This is a genomic window from Candidatus Soleaferrea massiliensis AP7 (assembly GCF_000820765.1).
Lineage (GTDB): Bacteria > Bacillota > Clostridia > Oscillospirales > Ruminococcaceae > Soleaferrea > Soleaferrea massiliensis.
Genome location: NZ_CCYH01000032.1, coordinates 58744 through 71456 on the forward strand (window position 1 = coordinate 58744; position 12713 = coordinate 71456).

General features: G+C 55.1%; 12 protein-coding genes. 5 read left to right on the forward strand and 7 right to left on the reverse strand.

What is annotated here, in order from left to right:
* Window positions 1-27: 27 nt before the first annotated feature.
* The 6 genes from BN348_RS08200 to BN348_RS08225 all read right to left on the reverse strand — a co-directional run bounded on the left by BN348_RS08200 (window position 28) and on the right by BN348_RS08225 (window position 6721).
* Window positions 28-2436: a glycyl radical protein gene (locus BN348_RS08200; protein ID WP_040197385.1), complete on the reverse strand. Its 2409-nt coding sequence runs from the start codon at window positions 2434-2436 to the stop codon at window positions 28-30.
* A gap of 28 nt (window positions 2437-2464) precedes the next feature.
* Entirely contained in the window at window positions 2465-3544 is a 1080-nt protein-coding gene (locus tag BN348_RS08205; protein WP_040197387.1) for a LacI family DNA-binding transcriptional regulator, read from the reverse strand.
* Between the two features lie 321 nt (window positions 3545-3865).
* Complete coding sequence (locus BN348_RS08210) at window positions 3866-4294, reverse strand: secondary thiamine-phosphate synthase enzyme YjbQ (protein ID WP_040197389.1); 429 nt, start codon at window positions 4292-4294, stop codon at window positions 3866-3868.
* Window positions 4295-5149: an amidohydrolase family protein gene (locus BN348_RS08215; RefSeq protein ID WP_040197391.1), complete on the reverse strand. Its 855-nt coding sequence runs from the start codon at window positions 5147-5149 to the stop codon at window positions 4295-4297.
* Between the two features lie 269 nt (window positions 5150-5418).
* On the reverse strand, window positions 5419-6372 hold the full coding sequence (locus BN348_RS08220) for a sugar kinase (RefSeq protein ID WP_040197392.1): 954 nt from the start codon (window positions 6370-6372) through the stop codon (window positions 5419-5421).
* Between the two features lie 13 nt (window positions 6373-6385).
* Window positions 6386-6721 (reverse strand): cupin domain-containing protein, encoded by a 336-nt coding sequence (locus tag BN348_RS08225; RefSeq protein WP_040197393.1) that lies wholly within the window; start codon window positions 6719-6721, stop codon window positions 6386-6388.
* A gap of 337 nt (window positions 6722-7058) precedes the next feature.
* Here BN348_RS08225 and BN348_RS08230 point away from each other — a divergent pair, with 337 nt between their 5' ends.
* Both BN348_RS08230 and BN348_RS08235 read left to right on the forward strand, forming a co-directional pair.
* Window positions 7059-7244: a DUF1540 domain-containing protein gene (locus BN348_RS08230; RefSeq protein WP_040197394.1), complete on the forward strand. Its 186-nt coding sequence runs from the start codon at window positions 7059-7061 to the stop codon at window positions 7242-7244.
* Window positions 7245-7767: 523 nt separating this feature from the next.
* A complete protein-coding gene (locus tag BN348_RS08235) occupies window positions 7768-8205 on the forward strand; it encodes a hypothetical protein (RefSeq protein ID WP_052446824.1) in 438 nt (145 codons plus the stop codon).
* A gap of 182 nt (window positions 8206-8387) precedes the next feature.
* On the opposite strand, the gene BN348_RS08240 is transcribed toward BN348_RS08235, so the two are convergent.
* A complete protein-coding gene (locus tag BN348_RS08240) occupies window positions 8388-9059 on the reverse strand; it encodes a manganese catalase family protein (protein ID WP_040197395.1) in 672 nt (223 codons plus the stop codon).
* 288 nt (window positions 9060-9347) lie between these two features.
* Between BN348_RS08240 and BN348_RS08245 the strand changes: the two genes are divergently transcribed.
* The 3 genes from BN348_RS08245 (at window position 9348) to BN348_RS08255 (ending at window position 12646) form a co-directional block, all read left to right on the forward strand.
* Window positions 9348-10238, forward strand: a complete 891-nt coding sequence (locus tag BN348_RS08245) for a PHP domain-containing protein (RefSeq protein WP_040197396.1) — start codon at window positions 9348-9350, stop codon at window positions 10236-10238.
* A 177-nt stretch (window positions 10239-10415) separates the two neighbouring features.
* Window positions 10416-11468, forward strand: coding sequence for an ROK family transcriptional regulator (locus BN348_RS08250; RefSeq protein ID WP_040197398.1), 1053 nt, complete (start codon window positions 10416-10418; stop codon window positions 11466-11468).
* Window positions 11465-12646 carry an MFS transporter gene (locus BN348_RS08255; protein WP_040197399.1) on the forward strand — a complete coding sequence of 394 codons (1182 nt, stop codon included), beginning with the start codon at window positions 11465-11467 and terminating at the stop codon, window positions 12644-12646. Before BN348_RS08250 ends, BN348_RS08255 begins: the two co-directional genes overlap by 4 nt.
* Window positions 12647-12713 lie beyond the last annotated feature (67 nt).

The following is a 12713-nucleotide window of genomic DNA, read 5'->3' on the forward strand; positions in this document are numbered from 1 at the left end:
CGAAACTCCTTTAAAAAAGGGGGATTTTTAAGCGTATGCGGCGTATTCGGTGCGGGAAATCAGATGATCCTGCCACTTCTTCTCCAGCTCGACATAGAACGCGCTGAAGCCCGCTACCTTGACGACCAGCTGGCGGTACTGCTCCGGATGCTTCTGCGCATCCAGCAGCATCTCGCGGCTGATGACGTTGAACTGCACCTGGAAGCCGCCCCCTGCAAAGTAGACGCGGATCGCGTGCGAAACCTTGCGGATCTTCTCGTCGCTTGAGAGCGCCGACGGATGGAACTTGATGTTCAATATCGAGCCGTTGTCCATCAGCTTGTGGTCGATCTTGGCGACCGAATTGAACACGGCGGTGATGCCGTTCTTGTCGGTTCCCGGCACCGGGGACAGGTTGTCGGCGATCGACTCGCCGTCGAGCCGTCCGTCCGGCGTCGCGCCGATGACCTCGCCGTCGATGACGTTCATGACGACCGTCTGCGCGGTGCATCCGAACTGGCCGCCGCGCAGCGGCTTGAACTGCTTCATCTTATCGGGCATCAGGCGGAAAACGCGGCCACACATGCTGTCGACCTCGTCGAGGTCGTTGCCGAGCTTCGGGCAGTCGAGCAGCGCCTTGCGGATTTCGATGTATTCATCGCCCTCGAAGTTCGCGTTCATCGCGTCGAGGACCTCTTTCATCGTGTATTTTTTCCGGCGGAACACCACCTCGTCGATGGCGGTCAGCGCGTTTGCGACATTCGGGAAGCCGTGCGCGTGGACGATCGTGTCGTTGTAGTTCGGTCCCCTGCCCCAGGAGATGTCCTTCGCCATGTCGATGCGGTAATCCATCACGCTCGAGAGGAACGGCGTCGGGGTCAAGGTATAGTAGCTCTCGGCGATCGCGCGTTCGATCTTCGGGATATATGGCAGATAAAAATCGAGCTGCTCCTCAAACAGGCCGATCACCTCGTCGATCGACTGGCAGTCCTTGATGGATTTGGAGGTTCCGCACAGCGTTTTGCCGGTGTTCGGGTTTCTGCCGTCGTGCAGCGCAAGCTCGAGCAGCTTGAGCATGTTGACATAGACCGGGGTGACGCCGGTCGCATGCTTGCCTGGCACGCGCACCTCACTGCAGCCCATCGACGCCCAGTCGCGCGCATCCTCGAGGGAGACGCCGACGCGGGTCATCATCTCGATCGCGATGTCGTCGTTGAAGAAGGCCGGCATGCCGCCGCCGTGCGCAACCAGCGCTTTCAGGCTGGCATCCACAAACTCGATCGGCGTCGTTTTGCCGACGCTGACCACGACGGTCGGAATGTTCATATTGGTGTGGCCCAGCGCCTTTAAAAAGATGTAGGACAGGTCGTTGACGGCGCTCTTTCCATCACGGGTCTGGCCGCCCAATGTGATGGCCTGGAACAGCTGGTTGCCGCCGAGGATTTCGGTGGTGCCCCAGTCGCGCAGCTTGTTCGCCTCAAAGCATTTGAGCAGGAAGCATTCGTAAAGCTGCTGCGCCTTTTCCGGGTCCATCAGGCCGTTTTCACAGTCCCTTTTATAGAATTCATAGAGGTAGGAATCCATGCGGCCCAGCGAGATGCTGTGGCCGTTGGATTCGATCTGAATCAGCAGATGCACGATCAGCACCAGCTGCAGCGCCTCATAGAAGGTATCCGGCTTTTTGGTCGAGATCTTCTCACACATCCTGGCTAAACCCATCAGCTCGAGCCGGCGCGCGACGTTCTGCTCCTTCTCGGCATGCTCGGTCGCCAACTCGCCCAGACGCTGGGTGTATTCGACCGCGCCCTGTAAGGACAGAATCACCGATTCCAGGAAGGAACGCTGGTCGAGATAAGCTTCATCCGTCTCGTCGAGCGCCGCAAGCTTCTGTTTGGTGTGCTCAAGCACCGGACCGAAGCCGGTTTCGAGCAGGCTGACATAGTCCGGGATGATGTGGCCGTCGCCGTTCTGGTTGTGCTCGATCGACATGGTCTGGTTGATGCTCGGATGCTGGTGTCCCTTGCCGTCTGGGCCGGGGCCCATCAGCACATCGCCGATGGTGTGCTTGAGCGTATAATCCACCCGGTCGAAATGGGTTTTTCCATCCCAGACTTTACAGATTGCACGGATTTCCTCTTTTCTGCCCGCCGGGATCACGAACCGCTGGCGCGGGCGGGTTTCGAAGGTGTCAAGCTCGTCCTCGATCCAGTCCACGGCGTATTCCGGGAACAGGGACGCCGCCAGCGGCTTGCTGGCCGTGTTGCCCAGCAGCAGGTCGTCCGGGCCTATGTAGAGGGTCATCTCATTCAGGAAACGGCGGAAGGCCTTCGCGCGGCGGACATCCACCGGCTGGGCCATATTGCCGAGACATTCCTCGGTATAAATCCTCGCGCGCTCGGTACAGATTTCAGGCGCGTTGTTTAAAATGTAGGCTTTGATGCGCTCGGTTCTGGTCATCATAGTTCCTCCTTTACAGAGACTGATTCTATTGTGATTGGATGGATTCCTTTCTTTCAGTTTCTACGTTCTGCCGCATGTCCTGTGGCTCGAGCAGGCGCGGCTTGATGTAGATCCGCTGGGGTTCCTGCTGCGCGTGCTGCATGGTGTTGTACAAAAGCTGGAACGCCTTCTGCCCCATCGCGCGGTGATCCTGCTCCATGATGAAGATTTCATTCAGGTTCTGCACCGTGTTCTGCTGGAACTCCAATGGATAGGTCAGCGAAAACGAGTCAAACGCCGCGACGTCGACCCGGCCGTCCGCGCCGATGCAGCCCACCAGCTCGCCCAGCTGCTCGACATCCCAGGTCGTCGCGAGCACCACGGCGGTGAATTTGCGCGCGGAGCCGTACATCCGAAAGATCGGCTGGTACGAAAGTGGCCGGTCGGAGTAGATATACTCCTTGACGCTGTCCAGCCCGTTCGCTTCCATCGCCTGCTGGTATCCCTCGAACCGGTCCATCTGCACCGAGGTGAAGATAGATTTGCCGTGGAACACAAACAGGATGTTTCTATGCCCGCGCTCGATGAGCTTTTCGGTCAGCCGATAGGCACCGGCCCGATTGTCGGCTGTGACAAAGCTCAGGTCAAGGTCGTACAGATATCGGTCGACAAAGACCATCGGCAGCTCCTGCCGTTTGAGCTTTTCGAAGTATTCCAGATTCGCGACATTGTCGCAGGCGTTGACAATCAGTCCGTCGACAATGCCGGTGCTCAGGATTTCCAGGCAGCGCCGCTCGATCGCCGGGTCCTCGTGGGTGTTGAAGATCATCGTCTGATAGCCCTTCTCCCGCGCGGACTGCTCGATGGCGTCGGTCAGCTTGCTGAGAAACAGGAAATCCAGCCCGGGCTGGATCAGCCCGATGACCGATTTGCGTTTGAGCCGCGCCAGCGTGCTGTGTTCGTCAGCCCCCGCGCCGCGCGGCTGATAGCCGTAGTGCTGCGCCAGCTTCAGAATCCGGCTGCGCTTCTCCGAGGAAACCCGCACCGGCTTGTCGTTGAGCACCTTGGATACCAGCGACTTGGATACATGCGCCTTGTTCGCGATAAACTGCAGCGTAACCTTCATGCGTGTTCCTCCGTTTCTCATTGCCATCAATATACCACAAAATTAGTGGCATTTCCAGTCGTTTTACTAAGTTTTTTCATGTCTTTTATTCTGCTGGCCGTTCCAACCGATTTCCATTTCCGGGCTTGCTGTTTTCCGGCCGGGAATTTTTCTAAAGGCAGATTTCCGGTTCCATATTCCCGCCCGCAGAATCCATATATACTTACAAGGATGTCTCCGATTCTATCGGTACAAAAATACGTCTCGATTTCGTTTTAACGGACAATCCGGGCAACTGCGTTTGGTTCTTCTATGGTCAACTTCCCAAGGGACGTGCCCGTTTTATTCCCCCATCACCTCGATGGTGATCCTGCGGTTCTGCGGGCCGTCGAACTCCGCAAAGTAAATTTCCTGCGCCGCGCCGAACAGGATTTTGCCGTCCTCAATCGGGAAAACGCAGTGGTTGCCGGTCAGCATCGCGCGCAGATGCCCGGTTGCGTTCGCAGAGGTGCGTCCGTAGCTCGGCAGCCAGTGGGCGTGCACATACGGATAGTCGTCCGGCACCAGGTTTTCCAGCGTGGTCTGCATGTCGCTTTCCAGGCAGGACAGCCCTTCATTGACCGTAATGCCGGTCGTAGTGTGCGCCGTCACGACGAACAGCATGCCGTTTTTGATGCCGGATTCCGCGACGGCCTCCTTCACCTGCTCGCTGATGCGCACAAACTGAAAATGATCGTCGGTCATGACCTGGATGTGTTTGATCTTTACCATTTATTCCGCCTCCCCGTAAAGAAACTGCCGCGCGTTGTCTCCCAGAATCTTCTGTTTGGTGCTGTCGCGCAGCTCGAGCGATTCCACCGCCTGGCGCATCCGCTTTTGCTCGATGCGCGGATAGCCCGATCCAAACAGGATCTTGCTGTGCAGCGTGCGGTCCGCCCAGTGTCTGCCCATCTGCTCTTCAAATACATAGTGCATGAATTCCTTTGGGGAATCATAGTAGAGCATGGCGGTGTCGGCGTAGAGGTTCTCATATTTGAGCAGCAGCGCCGCAACGTCGGTTACCCAGGGCCAGCCGAAATGCGAGACGCAGACCCGAAGCTGCGGATAGCTAAGCAGCACATCCTCGCACAACAGCGGCTTCGCGTATTTGGCCGGCGCATCCGGCTGCAGACTCACGCCCATCTGCAGGATCAGCGGTTTATCATGGCGGATACAGCATTCATACAGCGGCGCGAGCTTTTCATCGCCCGGATAAAACCGCTGGGTGGATGGATTGAGCACCAGTCCGGCAAGCCCCAGCCTTGTGAAGGCATCCTCCAGCACCTCAGATGCATCCGCGCGGTTCGGGTCCACGCTCGCGAATCCGACTGCGCGATCGGGCATAAGCTCACATAGCGTTTTGATCTCCTCGTTCGAGACGATGGAATCTCCGCAGCGTACCGTGAGATCCTCCGGGATCAAGACCGCTTTGTCAATGCCGGCCGCATCCAGCTGTTTGATGAACAGCTCGACCGGCCAGACCGACTGCTTATACAGGCCGAAATGCTTGCGGCGGAACAGCACACGCTCCTCATCGCCGCAGATTTCCTTCAGGAAACCGGGATGTACACACATATCGATAACCAAATTGAATTCCTCCTCATACGGTAGTTCTGCCGAAATAGCCGGCAGCCAGGCAAAACAGGGCTGATCCATGCGCCGGTGACCGATGCATAGACTGCGTCGGCGTCAATCGCCGCGGACTGCATCCGCCGATGACCCGTCAGCCGCTGTTTCCGGCCTCTCCCCCGCCATGGAAGCGGGGCGGAAGCCGGGAACGGCAGATTTTAAAACGGCCGTTCCCACCTCTCTATTTAAAAAATAACTCCACGAATGATTTCTTGTTATCCTGTCGATCACTGCTCGCCGAGCAGCTCCAGTACCTCTTCCCTGGTGGGCGCCCCCTCCATCGGGCCTTTTTTCAAAATTGAAAGCGAAGCCGCCGCATTGGCAAAGCGTCCGCATTCCCTGAGCGCACGGCCCTCCAGAATCGCCGTCAGGAACGCGCCGCAGAAGGTATCGCCCGCTCCAGTCGGGTCCACCTCCTCCACCTTTCGAACCTCCTCCACCGGGAAGGTCGGCAGCGTGAAGACATCCTCTCCGCTGTAGATTTTACAGCCCTCTTTGCCGCACTTGAGCACCACGATCTTGCCCTGTTTGGCCCAGATCCTGCAGCCCTCGTCGTCGGTCGCCGCACCGGTAAACATCGCCGCTTCGGTTGCGCTCGGGAAGATGATGTCCGCGCGTTCCACCGCCGGCGCGCAGAGCTTGCGGATCTCTTCGACGCTGAGTACCTCGGGACGGATGTTCGGGTCAAAGCTCAGCTTCGCGCCTTCGGGCAGCTCCCTGATCAGCTTGTAGACGGCGCGCGCGCTGCTCTCGCTCGAGGAGATCGTGACGCCGGTCACATGCACCCATTTGACGCCCTCAAGCTTCTTGGGATCGACATCGCATTCGTCGAGCATACCGGCCGCAGCATGCCGCCAATGGTAGATAAATTTGCGGCTTCCATCCGAAAAATAGGACACAAAGGCCGTGCCGGTCGTTGCGCCGGGCACCGTGCGGATCATCTCCATCGAGACGCCGCTTTCTTGAAGCCTTCCGGTCACGCACGCGCCGAAATCGTCGTCGCCGACAACGCCTATGTACGCGCATCTTCTGCCAAGCTTCGCCGCCGCGTTGATGGTGATCGGCGTGTCGCCGCTCGGATACGGGCCGGTCAAGTCCGCGGCCTTGTCAAACGGCTTGTCAAGCTCCTTGCGCATGATCTCCACCAGCAGCCCGCCGATGCTTATAATCTCATAGCTCATGATTCTTCCTCCTTCAGCGGTCCGCGCAGCAGGCGAACAGCAATATCAATGTTTCATCGCCCGGATTGCTGACAACATGCGGGCGGTCACGGTAGTTCATGATGAATTCGGACTCGTGCAGGATCACCGACCGGCCGGTGTCCGGATAGTGGATGCGTGCCGTTCCCTTTACAATATAAAAAACCTCGTCGGCATTCTGATGGCCCGCATCGTAGCCGGCCGTCCCGCCCGGCTCCAGCTTCAGAAGGCCGCATCCGATCTGGTCGGTCTGAACCGCGCGGTAGATTTCGGAATCTCCAAAATCCTCCTTCGGGTTTTGGTACGCGTCAATTTTTTGACCATATGGCATCTTGTTCCCCTCATTTCCAGCGCACTTTGACTGTGCGAAATTTCCAATAATTTAAATCTGATTTTCTTTGTTTTGTACTCTTTTCACTGCCATCATTATAGCATTGATACAATGTTGATCACAAGATATGAAAATACCATATATTTATTTATTTTTCGTTGATTATCGTTGATTTTTATATTTATCTATGTAATTTATTATAATACTCATTATTTTATTCTTTTTCTTTTATTTTCTGACCATGCAAATTTCTTTTTCACCAGAAAAACATCCCTCTTATATTTTTTGAAATTCTGCACAAACTAATCGTGAATCCACGAAAAGGAGGTTGAAATTCATGCATAACTGTAAAGCAAACCAGTCTATCGGATGTACCGTCACTTCTTGCGAGTACCACTGCAACGAAGCTGATTACTGCTCGCTCGACAAGATTGTGGTTGGAACCCATGAACCGAACCCGACCCAGATCGAGTGCACCGACTGTACTTCCTTCAAGCCGAAGTCGGCCTGCTGCAACCACTAAGGAGCCTCTCTAACACCATACAGCAGCCTGAAAGAAATTTTAACGGTTTCTTTTGGGCTGCTCCCTTTTTCGTATCGGTTTTACATTCTATAAAAATGCAGAAGAGGACTTGTGGGAAGCGTACCGGCACGCGAAAAGCTCCATGCGATGAAGATATGTCACATGGAGCTTTTCGCGTGCTTTTTGCCGGCTTCTTCCGTTTTTTCAGCATCTTCAGAATCGATGGACATCATCTCAGGAAGCGTCTACAGTGGTCGAATGGATGTCTGTCATCAAGCATGCCAGACGTCCTTTCCGCCAAGTCTATATATTTTTTATGCACGTCAAATATACTTGATATATCGCTTTCTGTTTGTTATTCTTAAGATGACAAACAGAAAGGCAGGATGATCACAGATGCAAAATTATTGACAGCGCGTCAGGCATTCTTCATGACATCCTGTTCGCATTCGTATTTGTTGCCCATCAAATAAATACAAAGCATAACGCCAAACATGAACATAACGAATAGGAGGAAAAAATGATGACCGAAAAGACAAATCCGATATGGAGAACAATCAAGCCGGTTTTCGCAATCGTCATTCTTGCTGTCTGCACGGTGATGTTATTCTACGGCTTGAAAGAAACGGAAATTGAACTGTCCGATAATCAGATACAGATGAAAGGCATGTATGGCATGAACATCGATTTTACCGATGTGGAGAATATCACGCTGCTCGAAAAAAGTATGCGGGAAATCGGTATCGGCACAAGAACCAATGGCTTTGGCGGCTTCGGCAGCACACTCAAAGGAAATTTCGAATCGGAGCGTTTGGGAAAATATAAACTCTTTGTCGATGCAGATTCCTCGCCAACTATACTCATAGAGCGAACCCATGATGTTGATGTCTATATCAGCTTCCAGGACAGCCAGAAAACCGAAGATTATTTTTCGGAACTGAGCAAGGTAACGGCAGAGTAGAGGCATGAACGCTTTCTTTCATGCCGGCCATAGCACACTCCAACAGAGTAAACCATTTATGTCTGTTTCTCTGATTTTTTTGTTATTCAAGCGGAAGCGGCGTGACATATGTCACGCCGCTTCTTGTTGATTCATGATTTACCGCTATGAGGTTATCCATCCACTGGATAGCCATTGTTATATTACATATTAAAACTCGGCGGATTGTTCTTGCCTTTCAGCGGATTGAAGCTCTGCTTACCAGGACTGGAAAGGTCAAAATAAAGTTTGGAGTCCTCTGTCACGCCCCAGTCCTTCTGGGAGCCTGTATCCTGAATGCGGTTGAAGGCTTCACGGAACATGGTGTTGTGCGCCTCTTCGCGGTTCAGCAGAAAGTCGATGGCTTCCCTTACGCCGGTATCGTTGATCTGACGGTACAGGTACTCGTAAACGACCTTCGCGCGCTGTTCCGCCGCGATGTTGGACAGCAGGTCCGCGGCCAGATCGCCGGTTTCATTGACATAAGCCGACGTCCACAGATATCCGGACGCATTGGCGAGCATCGGGGTCAGCCCGGTCAGGACATGCGCTTCCACGGTTCCGACGGTGGCATTGTTTGCGTTGAGGTGGTCGCCGTTGAGCAGGTTGACCAAGGTCGCAACCATCTCCATATGGCTGAATTCTTCGGCGGCGATATCCAGAAACAGGTCTTTGATTTCCGGGTCCCGGATGCGCTGGCTCTGAGACAGATACTGCAGCGCCGCTTTCAGCTCTCCCTGCGGGCCGCCCAGCTGTTCCTGCATCAGCGCGGCATAATTGGGGTTCGGCGCATCCACGCGGACATCCTGCAGCAGTTTTTTCTCATGTTTGAACATTGAAATTCCTCCTTATGTGGTTTTTCATAGTATTCCCACTTGAAACAAAGACTATGTATCTTTTTATGATTCGATTTTTTATCGAACAATCATCATTCGTCGCAACGGGTTCCCTTTACGCATCTCTTTTTAACGGTATCGATGGATACCGCCGCAGACAAGCATAATGGCCGCAAAAAAAGTTGAAATGTTTTTTCTAAAAGCTCTTGACAAACCAAATCCACTGCGATATACTTTCATCAGAAACTTTTAAAAGTTATCGTCATAAGCATTTAGGGAGATGAAACCATGAACGTGATCGACCTGCATATGCATTCCTCTTACAGCGCTGACGGGGAATTCTCCCCGTCTCAGCTGATGGCGCTGTGCGCGCAGCACGGCGTTAAAACCGCGGCCATTGCGGACCACAACTCCACCCGGGGCGTCCTGGAAGGAATGCGCGCCGCAGAGAAGCTCGGCATTCTCTGCATCCCGGCTGTGGAGCTTGACTGCACCCATCTGGGGACCAACCTGCATCTGCTGGGATATTTCATAGATCCTGGGTTTCCCGTCATCGCACAGCTCGAAGCACAGGTTTTGAAACAGGAGCAGGAAGCTTCGCAAAAACGCATGGAGCTTGTGCAGGCCGCCGGCATCGTCTTCGATACCGGAGAAGCACTGCGGCTTTCCCGCGACGGCGTTGTACTCGGCGAAACCATTGCCGAGGCGGCGCTTTCCATCCCGGAAAATCGAAACAACCCGCTTCTCGCACCCTATTTCCCGGGCGGCAGCAGAAGCGATAATCCACTGGTCAATTTCTATTGGGACTTCTGCTCACAGGGTAAGACAGCGGACGTCCCGCTGTACTATATCAGCCTGGAAGAGGCGCTGCGCACCATCCACGCGGCGGGGGGCATCGCGGTTCTGGCACATCCCGGCAACAACGTGAAGGAAAATCTGCCATTGCTGCAGGATATCATCCGGCAGGGCATCGAAGGCATCGAGGTTTTCAGCAGCTATCACACGCAGCAGCAAACCGCATTCTACTTTGAGCAGGCATCCAAGCACCATCTTGAAATGACCTGCGGCAGCGATTTTCATGGAAAAACCAAGCCCAAAATCCTGCCGGGCAGCATCGATTGTCCGGAACGGATTCACACCCGCATCAAGCTGCTTCTGGAAAATCACTGCAAAGCATAATGGTCTGATATCGCATTGTCATATGTTTTGCGGCAGAGATAGGACCGGCGCCGGAACATCATGATAACTGTATTAAAAAATCCAAGGCGGGATTTTATTCAAACATCCCGCCCAGTTCGGCCGTTCTGAGCATGGCGGCAACACACCGGGCCGCCGATTCGGGGAGGAAAAGAAACAATGCATTTGGAACAGGAAAGCGGCAAACCGCAGCTGATGAAGCGCATGAACACAACTCTGATCTATCAAACGCTGGCCGTCCTCGGCGACGCCACCCGTGCGGAAATTGTGGAACAGACCAGCCTGAGCACCACCACCGTGCGCACACTGCTCGAGGAGCTGCTGCGGGACGGAGAAATCGTTCCGCTCAATTACGATCAGTCCAGCGGCGGCCGGCGCGCCTTGCGGTATGCGCTGGACGCAGATAAAAATCTGATACTGTCCTTCTATCTGGAGGAACCATATATCCACTACCGGCTGCAAAGCCTGTCCGGACTTGTTAAGAAAGAGGGCAAAGAAGCGCTTCCCGACCGCCGTGCCGAATCGGTTGTGCGGCATATCGAGAGGATCTGCCGGGAACAGGATCTCTGCGCAATCGGTTTGGGCGTTCCGGGAATCGTGGACAACGGGCACTATTACGTCAGCTCCGGATTCAATCTCTGGGAAATTGACAGTCTCGGCGTAAAGCTGGAAGAAGCGTTCTCCCTGCCGGTGATCCTGGAAAACGACCTGAATTCCATTGCAGTCGGGTTCGGCCTGCGGTATGCAAGGGAGCATCCAAGCTGTCCGTTTGACAGCATCAATATGGCCTACATCCATTTTAACGAAGGCTGCATGGGTACCGGCATCATTTCGGATGGCCGCATTGTCAAGGGGGCGAACCAGTTTGCCGGCGAGCTCGGATTTCTTCCGATCGCACCGAATAAAATGATCGCGGACCTGCTGGTCACCAGCGACAGGACGGAGATGGAACACATCATAGCGCGCACCATCGCGGTGCTCTGCTGTGTCGTCAATCCCAGTTTCGTGGTGATCGGCGGCCGGAAATACCGGGCCATGCAGATCAACCCGGACGATGTGCGCAGCATAGCGGATCAATACATCTTCGAAAAGGTGATGCCGCTGATCATCTCCTCCGACAACGAACGGGAGGATTATCTGTCCGGATTATACCATCTGACCAGGGAGTACATTCTGCCGAAGCTCCCGCTTTCAAAGGAGTCGCCGTCATGAAAAACAACCGCAAGAAATGGATTCTTCTGATTATCGTCTACATCCTGTTCATCTGCCAGGGCATGCCGGGCAGCATGCTGGGCGCAGCCTGGCCCTCCGCACGGACCGAGCTTGGCTTGTCCCTGGAAAGCATGGGCGTTCTCAGCGCACTGATGCTCTGCGCGTCGGCGCTTTCGAGCATCCTCAATCAAAAGGTGCTGCGCCGCTTCGGCATCGGCAGGGTTGCTCTGTTCAGCGCACTGCTCAATCTGGCGGCTTTGGCCGGCTTTGCGTGCGCCCCGAGCTTTCTTTGGATGGCGGTCTTCTCGGTTCCGCTGGGACTCGCGCAGGGCGCCGTGGATGCCGGCATCAACCTCTATGTCGCGAACCAGTATTCCTCGCGCTATGTGAACTGGCTGCACTGCTTCTGGTCGGTCGGCTCGTCAATCGGCCCGCTGCTGATCGCGCAGGGACTGGCCGCCGGCGCAGGCTGGCGGAGCGGATACTGGGCGGTGGGCGCCATCTTCCTGCTTCCGTCGGTACTGCTGACCATCCTGCTTGTCAGAAAAAGCTGGGATGAAACCGGGGACAGCGTCGTGTCCAGCCAGGAGACCGTCAAGGAATCCTCCAAGTTTGTCGGTATCCGGCCGTATCTTTCGATATTTATATTCTTTCTGTATACCGGCGTCGAGTATTCGGCGAGCGTCTGGGTCACCAGCATGCTCGTGGAATCCCGCGGTGTGCCCGAAGAGCTTGCGGCGCTGTCCGCAACCTTCCTGTTCGCGGCTGTCATGGCAGGCCGTCTGCTTGCCGGCATCGTCGCCAACCGGCTTGGCAATATGGCCGTCGTCCGCATCGGCGTCGCGCTGGCGGTGGCCGGCGGCATCTGCATCGGCATCGCTCCGACATTTACCGGCGCCATGGTGGGCGTTGTGCTGATGGGGCTGGGATTTGCGCCGATCTATCCATGCCTGATCCATGAAACGCCGCGGCGTTTCTCCAAAGCGGTGTCCGATCGGCTCATCGGTTACCAGGTCGGCGCAGCGTTCTTTGGCGGATCGATCATCTCAGCCGGGATCGGCGTGCTGCTGTCGGCCTTCTCGCTGGAGCTGCTGCCGGTCCTGCTGATCCTGGTAGTCGCCGCGATCTTTGTGATCAACGAAGTTTTGCTGCGCAGCCAGAAGCGTTCCGAGCACTGACGCCTTCCCTCCTGGGCTTCCTGCGGAATTTCGCCGTACAGCCGAAAGGGCGCGTCCAACACCGATA

Bases quoted from the DNA above. Each gene is read 5' to 3' on its own strand.
- BN348_RS08200 (WP_040197385.1), bottom strand. From the start codon at position 2,436: ATGACCAGAACCGAGCGCATCAAAGCCTACATTTTAAACAACGCGCCT.
- BN348_RS08205 (WP_040197387.1), bottom strand. From the start codon at position 3,544: ATGAAGGTTACGCTGCAGTTTATCGCGAACAAGGCGCATGTATCCAAG.
- BN348_RS08210 (WP_040197389.1), bottom strand. From the start codon at position 4,294: ATGGTAAAGATCAAACACATCCAGGTCATGACCGACGATCATTTTCAG.
- BN348_RS08220 (WP_040197392.1), bottom strand. From the start codon at position 6,372: ATGAGCTATGAGATTATAAGCATCGGCGGGCTGCTGGTGGAGATCATG.
- BN348_RS08225 (WP_040197393.1), bottom strand. From the start codon at position 6,721: ATGCCATATGGTCAAAAAATTGACGCGTACCAAAACCCGAAGGAGGAT.
- BN348_RS08230 (WP_040197394.1), top strand. From the start codon at position 7,059: ATGCATAACTGTAAAGCAAACCAGTCTATCGGATGTACCGTCACTTCT.
- BN348_RS08235 (WP_052446824.1), top strand. From the start codon at position 7,768: ATGACCGAAAAGACAAATCCGATATGGAGAACAATCAAGCCGGTTTTC.
- BN348_RS08240 (WP_040197395.1), bottom strand. From the start codon at position 9,059: ATGTTCAAACATGAGAAAAAACTGCTGCAGGATGTCCGCGTGGATGCG.
- BN348_RS08245 (WP_040197396.1), top strand. From the start codon at position 9,348: ATGAACGTGATCGACCTGCATATGCATTCCTCTTACAGCGCTGACGGG.
- BN348_RS08250 (WP_040197398.1), top strand. From the start codon at position 10,416: ATGCATTTGGAACAGGAAAGCGGCAAACCGCAGCTGATGAAGCGCATG.
- BN348_RS08255 (WP_040197399.1), top strand. From the start codon at position 11,465: ATGAAAAACAACCGCAAGAAATGGATTCTTCTGATTATCGTCTACATC.